Source organism: Shewanella frigidimarina NCIMB 400 (assembly GCF_000014705.1).
Classification (GTDB): domain Bacteria; phylum Pseudomonadota; class Gammaproteobacteria; order Enterobacterales; family Shewanellaceae; genus Shewanella; species Shewanella frigidimarina.
Window position 1 is genome coordinate 4741982 of the sequence record NC_008345.1, and the last position, 25950, is coordinate 4767931.

At 41.8% G+C, this 25950-nt stretch carries 21 protein-coding genes; 8 read left to right on the top strand and 13 right to left on the bottom strand.

Annotation, left to right across the window (positions count from 1 at the left end):
- Window positions 1–2: 2 nt before the first annotated feature.
- The 3 genes from SFRI_RS20450 (at window position 3) to SFRI_RS20460 (ending at window position 2247) form a co-directional block, all read left to right on the top strand.
- Entirely contained in the window at window positions 3–737 is a 735-nt protein-coding gene (locus tag SFRI_RS20450; protein WP_011639385.1) for an ABC transporter ATP-binding protein, read from the top strand.
- Window positions 737–1870, top strand: coding sequence for an ABC transporter permease (locus tag SFRI_RS20455; protein WP_011639386.1), 1134 nt, complete (start codon window positions 737–739; stop codon window positions 1868–1870). Before SFRI_RS20450 ends, SFRI_RS20455 begins: the two co-directional genes overlap by 1 nt.
- Before the next feature lie 152 nt (window positions 1871–2022).
- On the top strand, window positions 2023–2247 hold the full coding sequence (locus SFRI_RS20460; protein ID WP_011639387.1) for a hypothetical protein: 225 nt from the start codon (window positions 2023–2025) through the stop codon (window positions 2245–2247).
- 52 nt (window positions 2248–2299) lie between these two features.
- On the opposite strand, the gene SFRI_RS20465 is transcribed toward SFRI_RS20460, so the two are convergent.
- Together SFRI_RS20465 and mog are read right to left on the bottom strand one after the other, a co-directional pair.
- Window positions 2300–3862 (bottom strand): diguanylate cyclase, encoded by a 1563-nt coding sequence (locus tag SFRI_RS20465; RefSeq protein ID WP_011639388.1) that lies wholly within the window; start codon window positions 3860–3862, stop codon window positions 2300–2302.
- A gap of 220 nt (window positions 3863–4082) precedes the next feature.
- On the bottom strand, window positions 4083–4616 hold the full coding sequence (gene mog, locus SFRI_RS20470; protein WP_011639389.1) for a molybdopterin adenylyltransferase: 534 nt from the start codon (window positions 4614–4616) through the stop codon (window positions 4083–4085).
- A 317-nt stretch (window positions 4617–4933) separates the two neighbouring features.
- Here mog and SFRI_RS21870 point away from each other — a divergent pair, with 317 nt between their 5' ends.
- Window positions 4934–5431, top strand: coding sequence for a prepilin-type N-terminal cleavage/methylation domain-containing protein (locus SFRI_RS21870; RefSeq protein ID WP_011639390.1), 498 nt, complete (start codon window positions 4934–4936; stop codon window positions 5429–5431).
- A 110-nt stretch (window positions 5432–5541) separates the two neighbouring features.
- Here SFRI_RS21870 and SFRI_RS20480 read toward each other — a convergent pair whose 3' ends face one another.
- Window positions 5542–6177, bottom strand: a complete 636-nt coding sequence (locus tag SFRI_RS20480; RefSeq protein ID WP_011639391.1) for a TetR/AcrR family transcriptional regulator — start codon at window positions 6175–6177, stop codon at window positions 5542–5544.
- Between the two features lie 411 nt (window positions 6178–6588).
- Here SFRI_RS20480 and SFRI_RS20485 point away from each other — a divergent pair, with 411 nt between their 5' ends.
- Both SFRI_RS20485 and SFRI_RS20490 read left to right on the top strand, forming a co-directional pair.
- Window positions 6589–7821, top strand: a complete 1233-nt coding sequence (locus tag SFRI_RS20485; RefSeq protein WP_011639392.1) for an efflux RND transporter periplasmic adaptor subunit — start codon at window positions 6589–6591, stop codon at window positions 7819–7821.
- Window positions 7822–7830: 9 nt separating this feature from the next.
- Window positions 7831–10995, top strand: a complete 3165-nt coding sequence (locus SFRI_RS20490) for an efflux RND transporter permease subunit (protein WP_244262890.1) — start codon at window positions 7831–7833, stop codon at window positions 10993–10995.
- Window positions 10996–11085: 90 nt separating this feature from the next.
- Here the strand turns inward: SFRI_RS20490 and SFRI_RS20495 are convergent, their stop codons facing one another.
- The 3 genes from SFRI_RS20495 to SFRI_RS20505 all read right to left on the bottom strand — a co-directional run bounded on the left by SFRI_RS20495 (window position 11086) and on the right by SFRI_RS20505 (window position 16064).
- Window positions 11086–12045: a carbohydrate kinase family protein gene (locus SFRI_RS20495; RefSeq protein ID WP_011639394.1), complete on the bottom strand. Its 960-nt coding sequence runs from the start codon at window positions 12043–12045 to the stop codon at window positions 11086–11088.
- 133 nt (window positions 12046–12178) lie between these two features.
- Entirely contained in the window at window positions 12179–14575 is a 2397-nt protein-coding gene (locus SFRI_RS20500; protein ID WP_011639395.1) for a TonB-dependent siderophore receptor, read from the bottom strand.
- Between the two features lie 268 nt (window positions 14576–14843).
- Window positions 14844–16064, bottom strand: a complete 1221-nt coding sequence (locus SFRI_RS20505; RefSeq protein ID WP_011639396.1) for an MFS transporter — start codon at window positions 16062–16064, stop codon at window positions 14844–14846.
- A gap of 188 nt (window positions 16065–16252) precedes the next feature.
- Here SFRI_RS20505 and gtfA point away from each other — a divergent pair, with 188 nt between their 5' ends.
- Window positions 16253–17734: a sucrose phosphorylase gene (gene gtfA, locus SFRI_RS20510; RefSeq protein WP_011639397.1), complete on the top strand. Its 1482-nt coding sequence runs from the start codon at window positions 16253–16255 to the stop codon at window positions 17732–17734.
- A gap of 130 nt (window positions 17735–17864) precedes the next feature.
- On the opposite strand, the gene SFRI_RS20515 is transcribed toward gtfA, so the two are convergent.
- The 6 genes from SFRI_RS20515 to SFRI_RS20540 form a co-directional block, all read right to left on the bottom strand.
- Window positions 17865–18896 carry a LacI family DNA-binding transcriptional regulator gene (locus SFRI_RS20515; RefSeq protein ID WP_011639398.1) on the bottom strand — a complete coding sequence of 344 codons (1032 nt, stop codon included), beginning with the start codon at window positions 18894–18896 and terminating at the stop codon, window positions 17865–17867.
- A 140-nt stretch (window positions 18897–19036) separates the two neighbouring features.
- Complete coding sequence (locus SFRI_RS20520; protein ID WP_011639399.1) at window positions 19037–19627, bottom strand: C40 family peptidase; 591 nt, start codon at window positions 19625–19627, stop codon at window positions 19037–19039.
- 60 nt (window positions 19628–19687) lie between these two features.
- A complete protein-coding gene (locus SFRI_RS21115) occupies window positions 19688–20272 on the bottom strand; it encodes a TetR/AcrR family transcriptional regulator (protein ID WP_011639400.1) in 585 nt (194 codons plus the stop codon).
- A gap of 384 nt (window positions 20273–20656) precedes the next feature.
- Window positions 20657–20917, bottom strand: coding sequence for a hypothetical protein (locus SFRI_RS20530; RefSeq protein WP_041413259.1), 261 nt, complete (start codon window positions 20915–20917; stop codon window positions 20657–20659).
- Between the two features lie 92 nt (window positions 20918–21009).
- The gene (locus SFRI_RS20535) at window positions 21010–21558 is read right to left on the bottom strand and encodes a BON domain-containing protein (RefSeq protein WP_011639402.1); all 549 of its coding nucleotides are present in this window, start codon (window positions 21556–21558) and stop codon (window positions 21010–21012) included.
- Window positions 21559–21948: 390 nt separating this feature from the next.
- Window positions 21949–22425, bottom strand: a complete 477-nt coding sequence (locus SFRI_RS20540) for a hypothetical protein (protein WP_041413849.1) — start codon at window positions 22423–22425, stop codon at window positions 21949–21951.
- A gap of 270 nt (window positions 22426–22695) precedes the next feature.
- Between SFRI_RS20540 and SFRI_RS20545 the strand changes: the two genes are divergently transcribed.
- Entirely contained in the window at window positions 22696–24063 is a 1368-nt protein-coding gene (locus SFRI_RS20545) for a sigma-54 interaction domain-containing protein (protein ID WP_011639404.1), read from the top strand.
- A 20-nt stretch (window positions 24064–24083) separates the two neighbouring features.
- On the opposite strand, the gene SFRI_RS20550 is transcribed toward SFRI_RS20545, so the two are convergent.
- Window positions 24084–25736, bottom strand: a complete 1653-nt coding sequence (locus SFRI_RS20550) for a diacylglycerol kinase family protein (RefSeq protein ID WP_011639405.1) — start codon at window positions 25734–25736, stop codon at window positions 24084–24086.
- Window positions 25737–25950 lie beyond the last annotated feature (214 nt).

Consider the following 25950-nt stretch of genomic DNA (forward strand, 5'->3'; position numbering starts at 1 on the left):
TCATGATTACTGTTGCAAACTTAACCAAAAAAATTGGCGATGTGCAGGCCTTAGATGATTTAAGCTTTAGCGCTGAGAATGGCCAAATTACCGGTTTACTCGGCCCAAATGGTGCAGGTAAAACCACCTGTTTACGCACTTTATTTGGGTTACTTAAGCCAGACTCAGGCACTGCCACTGTTGATAACATTGATGTTGCAGTTGATCCGATTGGGGCCAAAAAGCAATTAGGCTTATTCCCCGACCCTTTTGGTTTATATGAACGCTTAAGCCCGCGTGAATACATTAGTTTCTTTGCCGAACTCAGTGGGATGTCGCGCAAACAAGCTAAAAAAGCCACTGCTGATGTGATTGCACAATTAAAGCTGGAAGACATTTGTGATCGTCGCTGCAAAGGTTTTTCTCAAGGCCAGCGGATGAAAACGGCATTAGCACAAGCCATTGTTCATAAGCCAAGTAACATCATTTTAGACGAACCTACTCGCGGACTTGATGTCATGAGCACCCGCTTACTGCGCGACATTTTATTGCAACTCAAAGACCAAGGTCATTGTGTGCTGTTTTCAAGCCACGTGATGCAAGAAGTCGCCGCCTTGTGTGATCGCGTGATCGTGATGGCTAATGGCAAAGTGGTCGCCATCGGTAGCCCTGACGAACTGTGTCAGCAAACAGGTAAAGACTCTCTAGAAGATGCATTTATCGAACTTATCGGTACCGACGAAGGGATTGCAGCATAATGAAAATGATACTCGCAATGGTGCGCAAAGAACTCATCGACGCCGCACGAGATAAACGATCTGTTATGGCTGGTTTATATTATGCCATTGGTACGCCGCTGATTATGTGCGGCATGTTTATGGTGTTAATTGGCCAGCTGTCTAGTCCAGAAGATTTAAACATCAATATCAATAATGCCGATAACGCTCCAGATTTAGTGCGCTACTTAAGTAATAACGGCATTAACCACGGTGAAGATGAACAAGCGAATAAAATCATCTTAACCATTAGTGACGATTACGCCGCCAACATGGCCAAAGCTAAACAAGCTGAAGTGATATTAATAGCCGACAATTCAGATGAGAAGCTGCAAAAATCAATTCGTCGACTAGAGCGTCAACTGCAAGCATATAGTGCAGAAATGGGCAGCATTCGCTTAATTGCACGCGGTATTAATCCCCGGATAACCCAGCCATTAAAGGTCAATATCGAAGACAAAGCCACACCAGACTCTAAAGGTGGGATGATTTTAGGCATCGCTATTTTCACCATGATGTACTCGGTATTTATTTCCGGTATGAACCTCGCGATCGACACCAGTGCGGGTGAGCGTGAGCGTAACTCACTAGCACTATTGTTAAGCCACCCAATGAGCACCCGCCAATTGGTCATCGGTAAAATTATTGCCGTAACCTGTTTTGCTTTGCTCGGGTTAATCTTGATTTTACTGGTATCAAAAGTGGCTTACCCCTTTGTACCGTGGCAAGAAATTGGCTTTACCATCAACATTAGCCAAGACTTTATGGGCTTAATGTTCTTAGTGGGTATTCCAGTCGCCTTGATGGCCGCAACCTTACAACTATATGTATCGTTTATGGCTAAAACTTTTAAAGAGGCACAATCATACTTAACCATGGTGTTATTTGTACCACTGGCCCTTTCAATGGCAGCTAGTTACAACATCGCTCCAGACATATTGCAATGGTTACCCGTATCAGGCCAACAGCAAGCATTAATGGACTTTATTAAAGGTCGTGAAATACCAATGATGCAGTTAATTATTTCATCTGTGACCACACTGATCATTGCCATTGCGTTGGCTGCAGGCTTAGAAAAGTCGCTTAAAAGTGAAAAAGTCGTCTTTGGTTTATAACGGTTAGCTTATAACGACGAGCCCCAGCCTTACCGAGTTGAAATAAGGCTGAGGGCTATTAACAAGAGAGATTAGCTAGCGCTTTTAACAAGAGTAAGTCAGATAAGAAAGTCAAAAATCTATTAACAAAAGAGCATTAATAAGGAGTCATTATGGAAAACGATATCGCCATTATCGCGCTGGTCTTCATTATTGTGGTTGGCACCACTGCATCTGAAATGTTTAAGTATTATATGAAGCATAAGCAGCAAACTGACACGGGCTGTGTTAGCGATCTACAAGCCCAAAACCAAGCATTGATTGAACGGGTACAAGTATTAGAGAGACTGGTAACTGACAGTGATTTTGATTTAAAGCAGCAGTTTAAACAGCTGTAGTGTTTGCGCTAAAATGCCAAATATCGAGTTAACTCATCGGTATTCGGCATATTTAGTCGCCAAACTTCGCCACTCTGACAGTATTACGCCCCGCTTGTTTAGCCAAATAAAGTTGCTCATCGGCATGTTGTAATACATCGCTAAAGTTATATTTTTCTACGTCGGCTAATTTATCGTCAACCACCACCACACCAATACTAACCGTGAGCCAGTCTCGATCATCAATATTATTAGAGATGTGCAATTTCTCGATAGACTCACGAATCTCTTCCGCAACGTTCAATATATTTTGATGATGATTATCGGCCAAAATTATGCAGAACTCCTCACCACCATATCGTGCAGCAAGCCCATCATATTGAGCCATAACCTCTAACAGGCTGGTCGCAACGGCAGTTAATGCATCATCCCCCTTAAGATGACCTTGTTTATCATTAAAATACTTAAAATTATCGACATCAATCATCATCACACTAAAACCAACATTTTCTAGATGCCAGCGCGCAATAATTCGCTTTGTAAATGCTTCAAGACCCCTACGGTTAGTTATGCCTGTGAGCGAATCTTGAACCGTTAATGTCTCTAAGTAATTTTGTTGAGCATTAAACTTAAGCAGTAATTGATTAAATGAGTAAGACACATTTTCAAGTTCATCAATAAAATGATTTGAAGCCATTTTGCTGATGAAATTATCATCTGATGAATCATTAATGCTTTTGTTAAAACGAATAAGCGGCTTGATAAGCAGTCTTGATAATGCCATCAACGAGAGAGAAACAATCAACACAATTGACAACAATATCGATATTGCCGATGCCCAATCTAACTGAGGCAACGACACTTTTTTATGGTGTAAAGTCACCTGTACCACTTGGTCATCAAACGTATTACGGATTAGCCAATTGTGTGATGGCGCAATAGTTTCAATTTTCTTTAAACTAAAAAACTCTTGCATGTTTTTTGTTGATGTTTGTGCATCCTCAATTGAAAACTTCACCAAAGAAAACTGACTAATATCGTTAATTAACGCTTTATCCACTAAGCGAACCATCGTTAAACTGCCAGCAATTTCACCGTGACCAGTCGATGGTAAAATGGTGGTATTACTAAAGTAAATGAGAGCCCCGTCAAAAACGAGATAACCACTGCGGCTAGACACTGTTTGTGATGCAATTTCAGCTGCTGTGGGCAAAATAGCAAAAGATTCCGTATTTTGCTGATGAAATAAATGAACGAGTGACGATCTGGATGATTTTAATGAGTCATCCTGATAATCCCAAATTAACTTATTATTAGTATCGATGACAAAAACAGCATCAATATTTGCAGCTTCAAATGCATTATTAGGCATATTGCTTTGAACAAAATCATCAGTCGGATTACCAACATACTCAACTAGCTCATCCCACACGGCGTAATCGTAACATAAGGTGGTTAAGCTATTTTTTGATAACGATAATGCCGAATACAACAAATTATATTCTTGTTGTTGCTGATCTAACACCTCAGTTTTTATTCCAGGGAGGTAGAAAAAATAGTAAATGCTCACCAACAACATGGTTATTGTAAGTAATAGTGAAGACAACAATAAAAGCGAAAAACGTTTTAACGTCATAATGAACCAGCCCGACTGAAGATATATTGCCAGTGTAGTACTAAATATAACTCAAAGTACTTTTTACAAAGTAATCAATAATCACAAACAGAGACAGACATAAAACTCATCTATCACCAAAATAAACCTGATTATCAAACAAACACTAATCAAGAGTCGCGATGGTCATTAGCACTGTACTTGCTTGCAACAACAGCAAACAAATACAGAGCCAGCTATATTACTTCGCTTTAGGTCTAAACGGCTTAATTACCGCTTCATCACAAACTAAAAACGGCCCATCCATTAAATCGATGCAATAAGGAATTGCAGGGAATACAGCATCTAAACATTCACGGATAGACTTAGGTTTACCAGGTAGATTAACAATTAATGAGTCGGCACGTAGCCCAGCTGTTTGACGAGACAAAATAGCGGTTGGCACAAACTTTAATGATTCGGCGCGCATGAGTTCACCAAAACCAGGCATCATTCTATCGCACACCGCTTCGGTTGCTTCTGGCGTTACGTCCCGTTTTGCTGGGCCGGTTCCACCGGTAGTCACGATTAAACAGCAGTCTTGATTGTCAGCTAAATCAATCAATGTGGCTTCAATAACGTCACGCTCATCGGGGATCACCTTGTAAACAGGTTCCCATTCCGAGGTTAAATACTCATTCAATACATCAATAATCGCCTTACCAGACAGATCTTCATATATGCCAGCACTGGCACGATCGCTAACGGTAACGATGCCTATTTTAGCTTTGCTCATGGTTATCTTTCCCTTATGTGGGGTAAAAGCAGTAATGCAAATATATGCCGACAATCTAACAAAAAAAGCGGCATTTACAAAATCTTAAACTGATAGGTGGATCACTGATCTAGGTTCCCATTGATTAAGTCAAACAATGACTTCTGTCAGTGGGTTATTTATACTTGGATAATTGAGCTGAGTAATGCGGGTTAATGTTCTGGTTTGGCGGCTATTTAATATGCCCAGCGATAAACGATGAATGCCATGAGATTCGTCATAATATATGGCCTAGCAACCCGTCGGTATAGCGTAACAACATAAAGCGAGTGAGTTCTATGCATACAACCAAACAACGTGGTTTCACCCTTATTGAATTGGTGGTAGTCATTATTATTTTAGGCATTTTAGCCGTAGTTGCAGCGCCTAAGTTTATTAATCTGAAAAGTGATGCGCTTATTGCCAGTTTGAAGGGATTCCAGGGAGCGTTAAAGTCAGCGAATACCTTAGTTTATTCAAAAGCGGTATTGTCGGGTCAAGAAAAGCTAGACCCCGGTTCAGTGACGGTCAACGGCACAACTATTAGTACTACTGTGGGGTACATAACCTCTCTGAGTGCAAATGTCGCGGTTGCGATTGACGGTTCTTTTGAAGTGATGACGAATGCAAATGATGCGATTACCGCAGACTGGGGACTCTATGATGTGTCAGGAGGTAACGTGTATATTTTCCCTAAGGGATATGACATTAATGGCAACTGCAGCTTGCGTTACTTTATAGATGGGACTAAGCCGACCGATCCAATATTTTATGCCCTAACCACCACAGGCTGTTAATTGTATAAGCTAAACATAAATTGGTTTAATTTGCACTTGGCCGCTAACACCAACACAGAAAGATGACGCGTCTTGTTTTAAAAACACAGCAAGACAGCGTCCATTAAAGCTTATTTAACGGGTGAATACCCTTTGACATGTTGAGCTAAAATCCCCGTAACCGCCATTTCAGCAACATGACGTAAATCATCATGTGTCGCACCATCAGCAGCTTGGATAGACATGCCTTTAAATAATGTCACGATCAAGGTTGCTAACACTTTCGGCTGACAATCATCAGCTAATTCGCCTCTTTGTTTAGCCTCAGCAAACTGATCAATTAATTCAGATTGATGTTTAGTTTGCAGCAGATGAACCGCTTCTTTAATCCCTTCGCTTGCTTCATTGCATGACAACGCACTATTGATTAGCGCACAACCTTGCGGGTGACTACAATCGGTGAACTGCGCCGCCGCGCCTACTAATAAAGCTCGAATAACATCGGCAATATGCTCATGTTTAAAGGCGGTATTAAATAGCGAATCTGGGCGATTTTCATAAAGCTCAATGGCTTTTAAGAACAACTGCTCTTTATTACCAAATGCAGCATATAGGCTGGGCTTTTTAATTCCCATCACCTCAGTTAATTCGCTTATAGAGGTACCTTCATAGCCATTACGCCAAAAAACATGTAGCGCTTGCTCTAATGCAAAGTCGATATCAAACCCACGAGGGCGTCCGACGCAAGCTGCTTTAGTTATTGTCATCAATAGTACCTCTTATATTAACGAATCATTATTTATCATCATGTTAACTGACTAATTTACGGTAGATAATTCGTACATCTTAGCACAACGCTAAATCATAGAAAGGGTTAATAATAAGTAGATTAAGCGCTTTTTTTCATCTTTATCAAGCATTGATTAACGCTATTTCATCGTCACTCTCCACGTTATATGCCGTGAAGCTATTTCATCATGCTGATTATTAATCACCTTGTCATAATAATTTAATACCAATCGGTACAAAACTAATTGACAGTTGTATTTTAATCTATATATTACCATGCGGTACAGAACAATTTGTACCGATTGGTATAAAAACATAGCCAAAGACAAAAGTAACGCACCCAATAGCTTGTTAAATAACGTAAATGCTATGGATTAGAGGACAGCACCATGAAGACGTTAAAATCAATTAAAATCACTTTGTTAGTAAGCCTAACGGCATTGCTATTAGTGGCGTGCGGAAAGCAACCAGCACAACAAGCGAATACACCCGCAGCGCCTAAGGTGGATGTTGCCAACGTACTTTATGAACGCATTACCGAGTGGGATCAATTTACTGGACGCTTACAAGCACCAGAAAAGGTTACTTTGGTACCTCGCGTGTCAGGTTATATTGAATCGATTAACTTTAAAGAAGGCGCGCTAGTGCAAAAAGACGATGTGTTATTTACCATCGACTCGAGTGTATTTACGGCTGAATATGAGCGTCTTAAAGCAGAATTAACCAGTGCAATATCTGCTAACCAACTTGCTGAAAATGACTATGAACGGGCCAATAAGCTGTTCCATCAAAAAGCGGTTTCAGAAGAGCTTATTGATACTCGTCGCTCTAACATGCACCAAACTGCTGCCGCAGTTGCATCAGTTAAAGCCGCGTTGACCCGCGCCCAACTTAACGTTGAATATACTCATGTTACCGCCCCAATTACGGGTCGAGTTTCATACGCAAATGAAACGGCAGGTAATTATGTCACCGCCGGACAAACGCATCTCACCAGCTTAGTGTCTACATCGCATATGTACGCTTACTTCGATATAGACGAGCGAACCTATTTAAAGTATGCCGCGTTATCGTTCGAGAACAAACGTCAAAGTCCACGGTTGGGCAATAATGCAGTGGTTATGGCACTAGCAAATGAAACCAATTTTAATCATCAGGGTGTGATCGACTTTGTCGATAATACGGTTGACCAGCAAACAGGTACTATCCGCGTTCGCGCTAATTTTGCCAACCAAGACAATCAATTATTACCCGGCTTATTTGCCCGCATCAGCATTGCGGGTAGCGAGTCATACGACAGTATTTTAATTGACGACAAAGCCATTTTTACCGACTTAAATAACAAGTTTGTTCTGGTGGTAAATGACAAAAACACCCTTGAGTATCGTAGCGTTAGCCTAGGTGAGAAGCTTCACGGTTTACGTATTATTACTGCCGGTTTATCCCCTAGCGATACCATCGTGGTAAACAGTCTGCAGAAAGTACGCCCTAACGTTACTATTGAGCCAAACCTTACAGATATGGCCGATAGCGACAAATTAGAAGCATTACATCAAGCACAACGCCTCCTCGATAACCAGCCATTGACAGCACGCGTTGCTGATGACGCAAGTCAGGGTTAAGGAAACCACATAATGTTGTCTCAATTCTTTATTAAAAGACCTATTTTTGCCGCGGTGCTGTCGCTACTGTTCTTTATTTCAGGCGCGATCGCAGTATGGCAATTACCGATTACCGAGTATCCAGAGGTCGTGCCGCCAACGGTAGTGGTGACGGCAAACTACCCAGGTGCTAACCCTAAAATCATTGCTGAAACCGTTGCATCACCGCTAGAGCAAGAGATTAACGGCGTAGAAAACATGTTGTACATGTCTTCGCAAGCCACTTCAGATGGCCGTATGACGCTAACCATCACCTTTGCGATTGGTACTGATGTTGATTTAGCTCAAACCCAAGTCCAAAGCCGGGTAGAACGAGCAAAACCTCGTTTACCAGAAGAAGTACAACGCTTAGGTATTGTCACTGAAAAATCATCACCTAGCTTAACCATGGTGGTGCATTTAACCTCGCCCGACGACCGTTACGACATGTTATACCTGTCTAACTATGCGGTATTGAAAGTAAAAGATGAATTAGCTCGTATTACTGGTGTGGGTGCTGTGCGTGTGTTTGGCGCTGGCGACTACAGCATGCGAGTGTGGCTAGACCCTAATAAAGTAGCAGCAATCGGATTATCACCGAGTAATATTGTTGCCGCTATTCGTGAACAAAACCAACAAGCCGCAGCCGGGAGTTTAGGCGCGCAACCTAGTGGTGACAGTGATTTCCAATTACTGATTAACGTTAAAGGCCGTTTATCCAACGTTGAAGAGTTCGAAGACATTATTGTTAAAGTGGGTGATCAAGGTCAGATCACTCGTTTAAAAGATGTTGCCCGGGTTGAATTAGGTGCATCGACTTACGCCCTACGCTCAATGTTAGACAATAAAGACGCGGCTGCATTACCTGTGTTCCAGGCCTCGGGCTCTAACGCGATTCAAATATCTGATGATGTCCGTTCTAAAATGGCTGAGTTGTCTAAGTCATTTCCAGAAGGCTTAACCTACGACATCGTCTACGATCCAACCGTGTTCGTGCGTGGCTCAATTAAAGCTGTGGTACAAACACTGGTTGAAGCATTATTGCTGGTTGTATTAGTGGTAGTGCTGTTTTTACAAACGTGGCGCGCATCCATTATTCCATTAGTGGCGGTTCCAGTATCACTTGTGGGTACATTCGCCTTTATGCACCTAATGGGCTTTTCGCTGAATGCCTTATCACTGTTTGGCTTAGTGCTCGCGATTGGTATCGTGGTCGATGATGCGATTGTTGTGGTTGAAAACGTTGAGCGAAATATCTCAGACGGATTATCGCCCGTTGCTGCCACTCAAAAGGCAATGAAAGAAGTGACCGGTCCGATTATTGCCACTACATTGGTACTGGCGGCGGTATTTATTCCAACGGCATTTATGTCAGGCTTAACTGGGCAATTTTATAAGCAGTTCGCGTTAACCATTACCATCTCCACCTTTATTTCGGCGATTAACTCGTTAACCCTTAGCCCTGCATTATCGGCATTATTGCTTAAAGGTCATCACGAGAAAAAAGATATGCTGACCCGTGGTATGGATAAGCTGCTCGGAGGCTGGTTATTTAATCCGTTTAACCGCATGTTTGCGCGTATGTCTAACGGTTACGGCTGGTTAGTGAAGAAAATCATTCGTTTTGGTGCTGTCATTGGTATTTTGTATATCGGTTTAGTCGGCTTAACAGGCTTACAGTTTGCCAATACCCCAACAGGTTATGTGCCTGGGCAAGATAAACAATATCTTATTGCCTTTGCCCAACTACCTGATGCTGCATCATTAGATCGCACTGAAGCTATCGTGAAAGAAATGTCACGTATTGCACTAGATCAACCGGGTGTAGCCCATGCTGTAGCCTTCCCTGGTTTAAGCATTAATGGCTTTACCAATAGTACTAACAGCGCCATTTTGTTTACCCCGCTGGATGACTTTGCCGATCGCAAAGATCCATCATTATCAGCAGGTGCTATTGCTGCCGCGTTAAATCAAAAATTTGCCTCTATTAACGGCGCATTTATTGCGATTTTCCCGCCACCGCCAGTGCAAGGCTTAGGCACCATTGGTGGCTTTAGATTACAAATTCAAGATCGTGCTAATTACGGTTACGAAGAGTTGTATAAAGTGACCATGCAAGTGATGCAAAAAGCATGGGCAACGCCAGAGCTAGCGGGAGTATTCTCGAGTTATCAAGTCAATGTGCCACAACTTGAAGTGAACATCGATCGCACCAAAGCCAAACAGCAATCGGTGTCGTTAGACGAATTGTTCTCCACCCTGCAGGGATACATGGGTTCGGTTTACGCCAACGACTTCAACCAGTTTGGCCGTACTTATCAAGTGAACGTACAGGCAGATGAACAGTTTAGACAAACGCCTGAACAAATCGCCCAACTAAAAGTACGTAACAACCAAGGTGAAATGGTGCCTATTGGATCATTTATTAATGTCACCAATTCATCTGGTCCAGACCGAGTCATGCATTACAACGGTTTTACCACTGCGGAATTAAATGGTGGTGCTGCACCCGGATTTAGTAGCGGTGAGGCGCAAGCTGCAATTGAAAAGATTCTAGCTGAAACCCTACCTAATGGTATGACATACGAGTGGACAGAGATCACCTACCAACAAATTTTGGCAGGTAATGCAGGCGCCTATATTTACCCATTAATTATCTTGTTAGTGTTTATGGTTTTAGCCGCGCAATATGAAAGCTTAAGCTTACCAATAGCCATTATTCTGATTATCCCAATGACGCTGTTATCGGCATTAACAGGGGTACTTATTTACGGTGGAGATAACAATATCTTTACCCAGATTGGGTTAATTGTACTGGTGGGGCTGGCAACCAAAAATGCCATTCTAATTGTTGAGTTTGCCAAAGAGTTACAAGATGATGGCATGGAACCATTGGAGGCCATACTTGAAGCCGGTCGCTTACGTTTACGGCCTATTTTAATGACCTCGATAGCCTTCATTATGGGTGTGGTACCTATGGTTTTTTCTAGCGGACCTGGTTCAGAAATGCGTCAAGCAATGGGTGTTGCAGTATTCTCTGGCATGATTGGGGTGACTATTTTTGGCCTTATATTAACGCCACTGTTTTATTATGCCCTAGCAAAACGTGGGAAAAATAAAACCGAGCTCGCCGAATCGGCCATAACACACGATTAACCACGTTATTGATTCAGTGATAACAAAAAAAGAGGTCACCTAAGGTGACCTCTTTTTTATTGCGAAATAACTCATTTACACAAATTTGATTCACGATTGCACTTGTTCCAAAACGGGCAGAGCAGGAAAAGCGCCTTTTGTCGTACAGGTTATCGCACCACACTTAATCGCAAACTCGGCAGAAGTTCGAACGTTCACTCGATTAAGCAATTTTTGCACTAAAGGCCCAGGAGTAAAATATCCTTCATCACGGCCGAGTTCAAATAAAAACCCCGCAACAAAGCTATCTCCGGCGGCAGTAGTATCTATGGCAACAATTTTAGGCACCGGCAACTCAAAGGAAAACTCGGCACTGTGGCATAAAACGGACTCCGCACCATTGGTCACTAAAATTAACCTCACCCCTTGCTCAATACAGAATGCTAAATAATCGTCAAATGATACCCCACGCTCTAGAGCCAAATGGAGTGCTTCTTCTTTACTCATTTTCAACAGGTGTGTGTAACCAAAACATTGCTCCACTCGAGCTGATAGCAGCCGAGTGTCTTGCCATAGTGACAAGCGCAAATTGACATCAAAACTGACTAACGTTTGTTCTTTATGCGCTTTTTTAGCACCATAGAGACTCGCAGTGAAAATGGCCTTTTCAGTAAATGTATTTGAACAAAGATGAAAAATATCAATTTGAGACCAATCGATAGCATCAAAATCAGCTTCACGGTATAGCATGTCGGCAGTGCTTTGCCGATTAAAGCTAAACGCTCTTTCCCCTTTAGCATCTAAACTGACTAATACTGTGGCAGTAGCAGCATCTGGCACTAATGTTAAACAACTCACATCAACACCTTGTGCTGCCAATGCATCTTGCAACATCACACCATAATTATCAGCACTAATGCCACCAGCAAAAAAACTCCTGCCACCCAACTTTGCGTAACCCACGGCCACATTAGCTGGCGCGCCGCCAGGGATCGGCTCGTGCACTAAACCAGAATGGCCCACTGGCAGTAGATCAATTAATACTTCACCAAAACTCAATAATGTACTCATATAAAATGTCCAAAAAAAAGCCCATTTGCATGGGCTTGTTAACAGGGATTTCTAAAAACTAATGCAACCAATACCATTGCAAATAAGATGACTACAACTAACTTATGACAACTCAGGCAATGACAATGAACGATTAAAACTCGTACTTAATTGTGGCACTGGTTGTACGACCGTTAATGGTTCTGGCACGAATAATATTGTTGTCGGGCACCGAACCTTCTTCGGCTTCGGTAATACCAACAGTATCAAACAAGTTATTGACGTTAAGCGCGACTGATAACACATCGGTTAGCTGGTACGACGCAAACGCGTTCACTTGAGTGTAACCATCAAAACTTAGGTCATTGTTATCTTGAGCATAAGAATCAGTAGTACCAATCAAATTGACCCCAACAGAGCCTTTATCAAAGTTATAACGGCCCATTAGTGAGTAAATAAAATCTGCTTGGCGACGAGGAGTGTTGCCAATTACGCTGGGGTTAAGTGCATCTTTAACAATTTCAGCATCGGTCCAGGTTACGTTACCGCGGAAGTCGAAATCGCCAACGTAGTAAGCACCTTCTAGCTCAATCCCTTTGGCTTCATATTTACGGTCAAAGAATATTTGGCTCGTGGCTTCAAAATTTTGCTCTTCGGTTTCAGAGTAAAATGCTGTCGCAAATACCGACATATTATCGTAACGATACTTCACACCCACTTCGTACTGGTCTACTTCATCAACTGAGTCTTCGTCTGAAACTGAACCATCAGGGTTCACTTTACCAAACAATAAACGGTCAGCATTAGCTCGACCACCATGGCTGATACGACCAAATGCAGCTAAATCTTCAGACACTTGGTAGTTAGCACCTAATGAGTAAGATAAGTATCCCCAGTCATAATTCACTAACTGTGGGTTAGCATTATCAATTGACGACACACTTAACTCAGGCTGAGAAATCACGCCATCACGGTTCATATCCACTTGTGATTGCACATTGCCAGCATAGTAACCACTGGCATCGCCAGAGTCATAGCGCACGCTACCGTCTAATGATAAATCGCCGAACTTAGATGACGCTGCAATATACGGGGCTTTAATGGTGTAGTCTGAATCATAATTACGTTGGCAACAATTGCCCCAATAAGGCACGCCATAAGCGTATAAACCATTATCAGAGTAAGATGTACCATCTGCGGCGACCACATCTAAAAGTGCGGCATTATCACCTTGCACTTCCATTAAGTAAGAGTTCCACATCCACGTCATATTGATATTTTGTGTAGCTGTATAAAAACCCAAAGTGACGTTAGAATCGTCAAACGTCTTGGTTAATTTCATGTCATTGACGATAGAGCCAAAGTCATTCATGGTCACATCAAAACTGTGCACCCGCATTGCTAGGTCACTGTCAAAGGCTTGGCCTGCTTTAGCGCCGTTAGCATAAATAAGTGTCGAACCTGCGCCACCAATACTGCTAGCAATACTTGAGCTGTTGCCCACTTCTGCTGGCATTAAAGACATAAAATTACCGCTGACATCAGAGATACGGAAACGGTTTTCTACTAACCAATCGTCACCTAAATCAAATGAGGCTTCTAGTCCCACCGAGTTAACAATCGGATTCATACCATCACGCATATCACCACGACTAATATTGCCGTTAGCATCTAAGCGCAGGGTTGATAACATGTTAGCTGAATGAACCGTATCAGATTGAGCATCAAATCCAGGTATTGAGCTACCATCGGAATACATTGGCATAGGCAAATAACCAATGCTCTTATCATTTAAGTGCTTTACATATAAACGCACATAACCAGAATCAAACTCTTTGGTTAAGTTAGCTTTAATTTGGCCACCCTTGTTCGCGGTGTAACCAGGGTCTCGCGGGCCATCGCCGGTGCGCACAAAGCCACCGATGTGAAAACGCATCGAGTCATTAATGCTGGTGCCGTATTCAAAATCAGTACGCAAAGTATCGTAATCTAGGCCTACAGTAGATGAAATACTGCCAGCATCACTGGTACCTGTTTTACTGATAACGTTAATAATACCGCCTGGTGCATTACTGGCAGCTGTTGATGCTGAACCACCACGGATTGATTCAATAGTTTGTGTTGTAGAATCAATACGTAAGAAAATATCCGCATTACCAAATGCAATATCACCAAACTGTAAAATAGGTAAGCCATCTTCTTGAATTTGCAAGAACTTAGCTCCACCTGAGGCAACAGGCAAACCGCGTACCGCAATGTTGGCGTTACCTTCACCACCAGTCGATTCAACCTTCATGCCCGGAATAATACGGAACGCTTCGGCTGATGAACGAGGTGAGCTAATGGCTAAATCTTCTGGCGACACACTGCTCACCGACACGCTCGAGTCCATTACACGTGTACCACGTGCCACACCCGTTACCGTAATGCGCTCAAGGCCAATGGCATCTTTCTTGGTTTCCGCAGTATCTGCTTCAGCAGCCCACAAGCTCGAACTAACCATCACCGCTAGCGTACTCAATACAAATTTTTTAGATGTGCTTATTATCATTTTTATGTCCCCACATAGAGTGTATTGATGTTGTCTTATCTCCCCATAACAACATCAGTAGTATATTCATCAATCAACCTAAGCCCCAAACTAGCTCAGAGGCTAATCAAGAGACTAAATTAAAACTTTGACTTAATCGATTAAGTTACAAGTTAGCAACAAAATATTATATTGCAAGTACAATTTATGTTCGACTATTGTGAGTAAGACTAAAAAATTGACTAAGTAGATGTTTATTATATTAAATATTTCTAATAGTAAATGTTCATTATTTAGCGTCTGCGGTCAACAAATGCCCTGACGGATCACGAAGCAGATTGTAAGCTGCCAATAAGCACAACATAAATGCAAAGCCGGTTGCTAAATAAAACCCGTACTTAACATGGCCAAATATGTCGCCTACCAGCCCCATTAACAACGGACCTAATGCAGCAGAAAGTGCAGTAAAGAATAAAATAACCCCAGCAACCGAACCATGTTGGTCAACCGGGAAACAACTAATCCCTTTAGAATTTAATGTCGGATACATCATTGACATAAACAAGCCTGATAATGGCAATAAAATAACCGCTGCAGATATGCCATACATCATTGCACCTAGGTAACAAAGACTAATCGCTAGGCTGAACCAAAACATCACTTGCTGCCAACTGTATCGATTGAGGATCCAACCGCCCAAGAAACGTCCCAATGCCCGCAATGTGAAAAAGATTGTTAATGCATAGGTCGCGATTAATGCTAACTCACCTTCATAGTTTAGTAACAATGTCGGCATCCATACATAAATAGCCACTTCAGTCGCAACATAAAGCCCAATCGCTAAAGAGTAGCCTAATGCGTAAGGGTTTCTCATCATTCTAAACGTACTGGCTAGATTAATATCTTGAGTGGATGAGCGCTTAAGTTGCGGATAGTCAGCTTTATAAGCTAACCAACATAATATTAAACAAAACACCCCGGCACCAAAATACAGATATTTCCACGACACTCCTGTTATCAATAAATAACTGACAATCGCCGGACCGACCATAGCGCCCACACCGAAATAGCCTTCGACGGTGTTCATGGTGCTTGAGTGTTGTTTTGAGTTAGCTGAAATATCTCCAATTAACCCTAACGCACCCGTTTTGAACACCCCAATAGCAATACCCACTAATGCCAACAAACACAGAAAATAATAAAATGACTCACCTAATGCGAACATAAAACTTGCCAATGCAAACAGCAGCAAGCCAATTAGAATTGTTATTTTTCGGCCTAACTTATCCGCCAAAAAGCCCAAAAACAGTCCACTTAATGCGATAAATAGCATTGGCATGTAATGAAATGCGCTCGCTTGAGACATCGATAAATCAAATGTGTTAATCAGCTCAGGAATAATCACTCCCACCGCATCAGAAGTCATCGCGAACATAAAAAACATTAAATACGTGAGTATTCTTATCCTAGTGTTACCGCTATTCTCATTATCCTTCATATGGTTAACCATACTTCCCACCTTATTGTTATATATTTTCTTTGTGGTCACACAGTCTATTTATGGCGACACATTCGTCTTCTCCCACAGAAAACGAATTCAATATTTAAACAAAGCCCTTGAATAATGTTTCATATTGGTTAAATATACAACTTAATCGATTAAGTTTTTTTTAAATACTTACTTTAAGAGTCACCAACATGAAAAATAATGTTCAGCTGATCACTTACGTAGATCGTATAGCGCACTCAGACTTAAAAGGACTCAAACAGGTTCTAGACACAGAACTGCATGATCTCTTTGGTGGCGTACATCTGTTACCTTTTTACTATCCGATTGACGGCAGCGATGCTGGCTTTGACCCTATAGACCATGCAAAAGTAGATGAACGTCTTGGTGATTGGAATGACGTAAAGCAGATTGGTCAACAATACGACATCATGGCCGACTTAATCGTTAACCACATGTCTGCAGAGTCTACCGAGTTTCAAGACGTGCTTGCCAACGGTAAAAGCTCAGTTTATTGGGATTTATTTTTAACCAAAGATAGCGTATTTCCAGACGGTTTAAGCGCAGAAAACCAAGCTAAAATTTATCGCCCACGTCCGGGGAGTTGTTTCACCACCTATAAACTCGCCGACGGTACACAAGCCGAGTTTTGGACGACTTTTACCTCAAATCAAATTGATATTAATGTGCATACCGCTGCAGGTCAGGCACATTTAAACAAGGTGCTAACGCGTTTTCATGAAAGCAAAGTCGATCTTATTCGTCTTGACGCTGCGGGTTATGCCATTAAAAAACCAGGCACTAGCTGTTTTATGATTGAAGAATCATTTGAATTTGTCGATGAGTTAGCCAAAAAAGCCAACAGCCTAGGCATGACCACCCTTGCCGAAATTCACTCGCATTACATGACCCAGCTCGATATTGCTAAGCGCGTAGACATGGTGTACGACTTTGCGCTGCCGCCATTGATTCTCCACAGCTTATTTAGCCAAGATGTCAGTGCATTAAGCCATTGGCTATCCATTGCCCCACGCAACTGTGTCACGGTATTAGACACCCATGACGGTATTGGCATTATTGACGCTGGCCCGGTCGGCAATAAAGCAGGTTTATTAACAGCTGCAGAAATTGATAACTTAGTTAATCGCATCCATAGCAATAGCAAAGGTGAAAGCCTGCAAGCAACGGGCGCAGCAGCCAGCAATGTCGACCTATACCAAGTTAATTGCACCTACTACGACGCGCTTGGCCAAAATAACATTGATTATTTAATCGCTCGAAGCGTGCAGTTTTTTGCTCCCGGTATTCCGCAGGTGTATTACACCGGCTTACTGGCAGTGCCTAATGCCATGGAGTTACTGAATCAAACTCAAGTAGGTCGCGATATTAACCGACCTTATCTACAGGTAAGCGACATTCAAACAGCCATGCAAAAACCGGTTGTTAAAGCGCTATGTGAGCTGATCACTCTACGCAATAAAGTCGATGCCTTTAATGGTGAGTTCACCATGACAAACCAGGCTAATCAGTTAGATCTTTGTTGGGTGCATGGCGACAGTTCAGCCAAGTTAAGCGTTAATTTTGCCACCAAAGAAGCCCATATCAACATCGTTGAATCTCAGCAATCGACTCACATTGTACTGACTGATTTACTGGCTAAACACAGCGGATAATCTACGTGTGTGTTAAGCTTAAACGTAAACAAGGCGCCTAATTAGGCGCCTTGTTGGTATCGATATGATTGTCTCGATCTGTTTGTATCGAACTGTTTGTATCAAAAATCGTCCGGTCATCAATATTGCATCAACAACTGCCACCACGTGAAAGTTCATAACCTAACACTTCAGCATGATGGGCATCAGCAATAAACATTTCTGCAGCTTTACGACCTTTTTGTTCTGAATGCTGGAACACTGTTGTCAGCGGCGGGATAGCTCGTGAGCCTTCATCAATACCATCAAAACCCACCACACGAATATCTTCAGGGATCCGCAAACCTTGTTGGATTGCCTCGCGCATTAAACTCAAGGCTATTAGGTCACTCATGCACAAAAATACATTAGGACGCGGTACACAATTAAGCGCTTCTTTGGCTGCTATGGCAGCAAAGTCGGCATTACTTTCAGGGATATTCCAAATGCGATCATCACCAAGCTTAACCCCAGTATCACCAATGGCATCCAAATAGCCTTGCAAACGCTGATGCGCTACTGAGGTATCGATTTCCATAGAATGAATATCATACACGCGGCAGGTTAAGTGAGTATCGAGCAAGCGTAATCCAAGAATTGCGACGTGATCTTGCTCAGATTGAATAGCCAATTTAGCCACTTCATAGGCACCGGCTTTATTGTCGATACTCACCGAAGCACTGCGATGAATATTAAAGTCGACTGTGACTACTTTTTTACGGATTTTTTTTAATTGCTCAGCCAATAAACGGTTGCGAGGACGACCATAACAAATAAAGCCATCGACAAAATCATTTACGCTATTCACATTGTCAGAACTGCCAGAAAACAACAGTAAATTAATTTTATGTTGCTCAAAAACGGCCGCAACACCTTTCATAAACTTACTGGCCACAGGATCTGACACCATGTATTCAATACTGTCCGATAATACCAATGCTACTGTATCAAATTTGCCACGCCTTAAAGATTGCGCGGCTTTATTGGGTCCAAAATATCCTAGCTCGTTACAGGCAGCTAGAATGTCTATACGGCGTTTTTCCGACAGCTGATCTGGACGATTAAACGCATTAGATACCGTCGCATTCGACACACCTAATTCTTTGGCAATACTTTTTAAGGTCCAATGCTTGGAGTCTGGCATAACGGGTCCGTTTACGTCGTGGTTTTAGCCTATATAGCTATACATAACATGAATGTATCGATGCAAGTCGATGAAAAAACTCAGATGTTGGCCTAGCGTTGAAGCGAAAAACCGCCCCAGCGAGTTAGACTGTTACCAAATTATAAATCGTCTTGCTGCTGAACATGCTCAACCAAGCTGGCGATCGACATATTTTGTTCAACTGTTGGTTTTTTTAAGCGTTTTGCAAACCAAAAACGAGGCTTCCAATAGATATTATTTAAACTCGAAATTTTTACCCCTTTTTTAGTCGAGGCATGTAAAAATCGGTCATTGCCCATGTAAATACCGACATGACGAACGGTTCGATTGGTTTTAAAAAAAACTAAATCGCCAGTCTGTAACTGATTACGCGGTACTTCTTTGCCTAAAATACGTTGAGAGTTCACAGTACGAGGCAACTTGTCGCCAACAATATTCAGGTAGGCTAAATACACAAACCCTGAACAATCTACGCCATTTCTACTCAGGCCACCTAAACGATATGGAGTGCCTTTCCATTGGTTATGAAAACTCAATAGGTTTGACTCACTCCACTTGGGAGGTTCTGGCTTAAGCATGGGAGGAACCACCACGGGCTTAGGTGCGACAACCACAACAGGAGAAGACGCACACGCAGACAACAACAGCACTAAACAACTAAACAATAATCTTTTAGCCAATTCAACCCACTCCAAACCCCGAAAAATCATCCGAAATATAAATTCTTTGTTCGTAATACACAATCAAAATAACCGCTGCACCGCTTAGTGTTAACGAGTCATCATTTGCATGCACTGCACTAAAGCCCGTTTAGCCGCCATTTTATCGACTTTAATTTGGCAGCGTAGCATAGTTCCTTGCCAGTTTGACCAAAAAACACTCGCCAATGTTGATGCCGGTAAGTCCGCACGAATATGTCCTTGTTGTTGCCCTTGCTGAATAAGTGCACTCAATAAGGCGATCCATTGATCATAAAGCTGATTCAAGGTTTGATGCAGTAACGGCGACAGGCTACTGACCTCAACCATTAAGTTACCCATCAAGCAGCCACGCGGTTCACTGCCACTAAACAGCTCATCAATCAGTTGATGATATCCATTTAGCACAGTAGACAAATTGGCTTTAAAATTCACGCCTGGATCGATAGCGATAGGTTGAATGCGCTGCTGGAAATAATGTTCAGCCACAGTTGCAGCAAACGCTTCTTTACTGGCAAAGTAATGATAAAAAGAACCTTTAGGAATACCCACTTCGTCGAGAATTAATTTAATACCTACTGCGCTATAACCGTGTAACGCAAAAAGCTTTTCACCTACGACGCATATTGACTGTCTACTCGCTGCACTTTTATTCATTTACCCTCCATTTTTTAGTGATAGGATAAACAAGAATAGACCAGTCGGCTAATTTTAGTTACTGATAAGCTAAAACATGCGCTTTTATCTTTAGATGATTCAACAAAATTGTCCCATCAATGCTCTATTTCTGGATCAATCCATCATCTCTATACGCAACCAAAATATGTTTCCGACAAAGCTTAAGATCAGTAGTGGACTTTGAAAAACCATGTTCTATCAGCACCACGGCATTAAATGCAGCTGTAACCACGCAGGCTTTTCAACATAACGTAATGACTATCGGCCAGATTTCTTATAAGCAAAAAATCTACCCAAGATGGAACAGAAAAAACATTCAATATATGGGTAAATACTGCTTGTACCACCCTGAATAAAACGGAGTTAACCACTATGGGTATTATTGGCTATCGACTCTTTCAATAACTGCATATTTTCATCACGCTGATCAGAATAGCTATTATCCATATGCTCATCGACTAGCTGTTCACAACGCTTTTGGGCTTCATATTGCTTGAGGGGATCCACTTCTTTATCAGTTTGCGCTTGGCACAATACATTGCCACAGCCAGATAGTAACAACACACTTGCCAACGCTAGCCACGACATGACATTTAACAGCGGTTTTATCACATGGTTTGTCATAGAAAAGAGCATCCTTAAGTCACCACTTCACATACTTATTTTAGGCATAAAAAAACCAGCCCGAAGGCTGGTTTTAAGTATAACCGAATAAATTATCCTGTTACACGTAACTCATCGACTACATCTTTAACGTCATCGGTATTTTTAGCGATGGTTAATGCTAAATCACGTTCTGCATCGCTCGACACAGTACCTTTTAAGGTCACGACACCATGTGCGACATCAACGTTAATATCGGTGCCCGACACGTCAGCGGAGAATAGTAATCGCGTTTTCACTACGGTAGCGACTTTCGAATCGGTTAGTGATTCACTTAAATCCTTGCTGTCTTTATCATTGTGCTTCATCACCGAAAGCTCATTGTTAACGTCTTTCACGCCATCTAAGCTTCTAATTAACTCTCCGGCAAGTGACTTATCAACACTGCTGTTAACTTTACCTGTTAGGGTCACGTTACCATCATGTACGTCGGTATTAATATCAAATGAATTCAGATTAGTATTTAACAAAAGTGTGGTTTCAGCTTTACCATCGATCCACGCATCTTTTGCATCATCTTGCCAATCTTGTGCTGCATTTGCACCAAATGCCATTGAACCTAACACAATGCTCATTACTACTGATAATGTGGTCTTTTTCATAAAGTTTTCCTCCGTTGTTAATCTCAAGGATTATAATGCGCGAACCATGCCAACTTCCATAACCAACTGTTAAAGTTAACAATAACTGGTTTTAGCGTTTATTTTAATAAACTTTATGGACAACGATATCGGACTTTTTTACCGACACTAGGTAAATTTTTCATCGTCGCAATGGGTGTTAATGGATCTCAATGTAGATTCGCAAAATCAACCTGATATCTCATTCAATAAACTCTCTAAATATTGAGACTATGGCTTATTCAATAGGCACAAGAGCATTATGTTGCCAGTCAGAAAAACACGCGCTAGCCACAAATTAACAGCACCTCGAATACTAAAAAGCGCATGACAATATTGATTATCATGCGCTTTTTTAGTGCGTGCATATGACTAGGTATGAACAACGGAGAGATTTTTCATAGTGTCACAGCTCATTTGTAACCAAGCAATACCTTCGGCAAGTTGGCTAGCAACACGCTGATTTTTAGTTTTTCTAGCTGCTTGCTTTAAATGAACCAAGACTTGTTGTTCCGTTTCAACCAATACCGCTATCACTTGGGGTAACGGCTGCTGTTGTATAACTTGTTCGGCCTTAGCATAGTGGCGACGTGAGGATTGTTGATGGTAAGTTTGGCTATCTATCGGCCTTGCTTGGCTTGAACGCACCACGCTAAACAATGGTGTTAAACGATCCAGCATGCATTTTCGAATGTCGGCCATGTGGATAAAAATTCGTTTGATGTTGTAATCGTCGGTCCCCAATGTGGCTTGGACATAAAATTGTTGTCCTTCCTGGCATAAATCAATAGCCTCATGCAATAGCCATACATCGGACTCAGCCTGTTCGTCTCGAGTAAATGATTTCAATGTAAATCCTCCTGCATTCGATAATTTTACTGGCACTTTGTTGGATGGGTTGTGTAACATATACGGGTACAGCACACCTTATTAAGCAAAAACTAAACCATGAACACCCCATGTACATGGGCAAAAATTAATTAACCTTCTAATAGTTAAAGTTATTATAATTTGTCCGGGTCTGAGTTAATTACCTAATTACACGGAATGATTACTTGTGATTGTCAACACGACATCACTGGTAAACATTAGACTTAACACCACAGGGAGTGAATCGGTATGCCACGTCCAACACTTTTTTATCATCTACACCGTCGTCAAGAAGGTGAAGCACGACTCCTTGCCTTGCCGAGTTGTCAGCACTTTAATAAGATTGCTAGTTCAGTTGACCAGCCCTGGTTAGACCAACTGCACAGTAACTCGATAGATGTTGCGATCATTGAATTATCACAGTTAAGCCAACTAGAATACGCAGAGTTAACTGACAGTGCGTTAATGTCGGATATTGAGTTCATCTTCTTAAGCGAAGGTAAACCGAATCCTAACTTAGATCATTTAATGTCAAAAAGTGCTGGTTACCATTTTCGCCAGCCTTACGATGCCGATGCAATTAACGATACCTTAGAAGACTTTGCCCAAGACTTGCAGTCGCAATCGACTAAGTTAAAACAGCCCCTTTCGAGTGAACTAGACCAATACGGTTTATTGGTTGGTTCATCGCGGTCAATGCACAAGTTGTATCGTACTATTCGCAAAGTTGCCGTCACCGAAAGCAACGTACTTATTGTCGGTGAAAGCGGTGTCGGTAAAGAGCTTGTAGCCAACACGATTCATTTGGCCAGTAACCGAGTCAATCAACCGTTTATCGCCATCAACTGTGGCGCATTAAGCCCTGAATTGGTCGACAGCGAACTGTTTGGCCATGTAAAAGGCGCTTTTACCGGTGCTCATCGTGATCACCGCGGTGTGTTCGAGCAAGCTGAAGGTGGTACCTTATTTCTTGATGAAGTCACCGAAATGCCATTGGAACATCAAGTCAAATTGCTACGCGTACTCGAAAACAATGAATATCGTTCTGTTGGCTCACAACACCTTAAAAAAGCCAATGTTCGCATTGTGGCTGCAACTAATCGCGATCCAGCTGACGCTATTGATGCTGGCCGTTTTCGCGAAGATTTATACTTTCGTTTAGCGCATTTTCCTATCCACGTGCCACCATTACGCGATCGTAACGATGACATAACGGGTTTAGCCCAACACTTTCTAGCCTATCGAAATACCGCTGAAAAACTCACTAAAACCTTTTCGGATGATGCTCTTAAACTTATCCAACAACAGAAATGGTCCGGAAATGTCCGCGAATTAAAACACGCAATAGAACGTGCATATATTTTGGCAGAAGATACCATTCTACCTAGCCATATCACGGTGACACCTCTAGAACCATCAACAGAACCTTTAGCTGACGATGTACAAATACCTGCTGGCATGCGCCTAGACGAACTTGAAAAAGTTGCTATTTTTCAGGCACTTGATAAATCTATGGGCAATAAAAATGATACTGCCAAACAGCTAGGCATTAGCGTTAAAACCCTTTATAACAAACTCAGCAAGTACGAAGAGCAAACCGATTCAGACGAACCATAGCGTCATTAAACGCCCATTCATTAAACGTGTTTGCTCGCTTTTGGCACCAGCACATTTAATGAATTGGGTTTGACTTTAATGCACAGATCTTCCGACTCAAATAACTCACCATCAATCACATATTGGCATGACGAATCCGTGTTTAAATAAATTGTTTTTGCTTGCTCATGATGAATTCGACTCGCTTGATTATCTTCACGATCTCCAGTTAATCCAGCAAATAGCAACTCGGTCATACTCAATAATTGTTGTGGCGATGTCTCGCTCGACTCAATCCAGGTAATATCTAACAAGCCATCGCTAATATTGGGCTCACCATTACCTAGTGCTAATAAACTGGTAAAAGGCGCAGCATTGGCAATCACTAAACTGGTGGTGTTAATCACTTGAATATCGCCACCATCAATCTGTACTCTTATCGACAATGGCTGATTTTCGTCTATCGCCTCCCACAACCCATTAAGGTAAGCCAGTTGCCCTAATGCATTTTTTTGGTCACGGTCAGCCTTTTCTATCATTTTCTGCTCAAAGCCTAGTCCCACCAGCAACAACATCAATTCATCATTACACCTTGCGGTATCAATACGTTGTGAATAACCTTGAATCAAAATATCAAGCGCTTGCGACACCGGCACCAATTTACTGGCGGCGCCAAACAAAGTATGACTTAGTGCATTGGTGGTTCCCATCGGAATAATACCTAAGTAAATATCAGTATCGACAATCACTGATGCCACCTCATTAACCGTACCATCGCCACCACAGGCCACAATGATATCTGCGCCTTTTTGCTTGGCTTGTTCGGCTAACTGCACGGCCGACTTATCTTTAGCGGTATACAACACTTCAAGCTGGAAGTAATCCGTCAAGGTTTGGGTAATATGCTCTGCTTCATCATTCCACTTACCACCACCAGACACCGGATTAACAATTAACCAAGCGCGTTTGTGAATATTGATTTGATTATGGCTATGCATTTTTTCTATAGCGGCCAACTGCCATTTATTTAATCGTGCCGTTTGGCGAATACTATTGATGGATTTAAGCACATCATTAACATTACGATTTTTCTCACGACAGACTAAATATGCCGCTAACACCAATACTGAACGCCCTCGACCTAACGCACAATGCACCACGACATTTTTACCGTTACTGACTTGGGTGTGTAACCAATTGATAGCTTGATTTAACTGCGCGACGGTCGGCACACTGTGATCTAAGATAGGAATATTTAAATAGGCAATATTTTCATCCATCAAGGTCCACTCTAATGCATCAAATTCAGCAGTAACATCTAAAATAGCGTCAATTTTTTCATGTTTAAGTCGGTCAATATCACGGGGAAATAATCGGCATGCTAAATACAACTGCTTATCAATTTTTTGGATTGCGGGTACTTTGTCGTGCTTTCGCGCCCAAGTGTTATACAACTGGGAACCCATTAAAAAGGGAATAAAACTCCAACTGATATACCAAGGAATACTGCCATCTTGGCTTTTTCGGAAAATGCCTGCACTATTAAACCAATAAGCTGAGCTCACTAGCCCTAAAGATAATGCAATCCAAGCAAATACAACGTTAAGAAATATATAAGGAAGCGCCACAGATAAGCACAAAGCCAATAACGCGCCAACAGTATAGTAATATTTAATATGAATACGGGTTAGCATAGTGGTCCTCCTGTTTAAAAAAAAGCAGCACATGCGTGCTGCTTAGGTTAATACTTATCCTAGTAACTATCCGGTTACTCCGTAACAGTCAGTCAAACTTTCTACTTCTACCTACACTGGCTTAAAAGGGAGTTGCCCTAACGATATCAATGTATTTTCAGTTAAAAACTTAACGACTTTGAACGAGTAAAATAGTTAATGTGATTGGTATAAT

Bases quoted from the DNA above. Each gene is read 5' to 3' on its own strand.
- SFRI_RS20515 (WP_011639398.1), bottom strand. From the start codon at position 18,896: ATGCCAGACTCCAAGCATTGGACCTTAAAAAGTATTGCCAAAGAATTA.
- mog (WP_011639389.1), bottom strand. From the start codon at position 4,616: ATGAGCAAAGCTAAAATAGGCATCGTTACCGTTAGCGATCGTGCCAGT.
- SFRI_RS20485 (WP_011639392.1), top strand. From the start codon at position 6,589: ATGAAGACGTTAAAATCAATTAAAATCACTTTGTTAGTAAGCCTAACG.
- SFRI_RS20520 (WP_011639399.1), bottom strand. From the start codon at position 19,627: ATGATTTTTCGGGGTTTGGAGTGGGTTGAATTGGCTAAAAGATTATTG.
- SFRI_RS21870 (WP_011639390.1), top strand. From the start codon at position 4,934: ATGCATACAACCAAACAACGTGGTTTCACCCTTATTGAATTGGTGGTA.
- SFRI_RS21115 (WP_011639400.1), bottom strand. From the start codon at position 20,272: ATGAATAAAAGTGCAGCGAGTAGACAGTCAATATGCGTCGTAGGTGAA.
- SFRI_RS20480 (WP_011639391.1), bottom strand. From the start codon at position 6,177: ATGACAATAACTAAAGCAGCTTGCGTCGGACGCCCTCGTGGGTTTGAT.
- SFRI_RS20495 (WP_011639394.1), bottom strand. From the start codon at position 12,045: ATGAGTACATTATTGAGTTTTGGTGAAGTATTAATTGATCTACTGCCA.
- SFRI_RS20465 (WP_011639388.1), bottom strand. From the start codon at position 3,862: ATGACGTTAAAACGTTTTTCGCTTTTATTGTTGTCTTCACTATTACTT.
- SFRI_RS20450 (WP_011639385.1), top strand. From the start codon at position 3: ATGATTACTGTTGCAAACTTAACCAAAAAAATTGGCGATGTGCAGGCC.
- SFRI_RS20535 (WP_011639402.1), bottom strand. From the start codon at position 21,558: ATGAAAAAGACCACATTATCAGTAGTAATGAGCATTGTGTTAGGTTCA.
- SFRI_RS20500 (WP_011639395.1), bottom strand. From the start codon at position 14,575: ATGATAATAAGCACATCTAAAAAATTTGTATTGAGTACGCTAGCGGTG.
- SFRI_RS20460 (WP_011639387.1), top strand. From the start codon at position 2,023: ATGGAAAACGATATCGCCATTATCGCGCTGGTCTTCATTATTGTGGTT.
- SFRI_RS20505 (WP_011639396.1), bottom strand. From the start codon at position 16,064: ATGGTTAACCATATGAAGGATAATGAGAATAGCGGTAACACTAGGATA.
- SFRI_RS20530 (WP_041413259.1), bottom strand. From the start codon at position 20,917: ATGACAAACCATGTGATAAAACCGCTGTTAAATGTCATGTCGTGGCTA.
- SFRI_RS20455 (WP_011639386.1), top strand. From the start codon at position 737: ATGAAAATGATACTCGCAATGGTGCGCAAAGAACTCATCGACGCCGCA.
- SFRI_RS20550 (WP_011639405.1), bottom strand. From the start codon at position 25,736: ATGCTAACCCGTATTCATATTAAATATTACTATACTGTTGGCGCGTTA.
- SFRI_RS20545 (WP_011639404.1), top strand. From the start codon at position 22,696: ATGCCACGTCCAACACTTTTTTATCATCTACACCGTCGTCAAGAAGGT.
- gtfA (WP_011639397.1), top strand. From the start codon at position 16,253: ATGAAAAATAATGTTCAGCTGATCACTTACGTAGATCGTATAGCGCAC.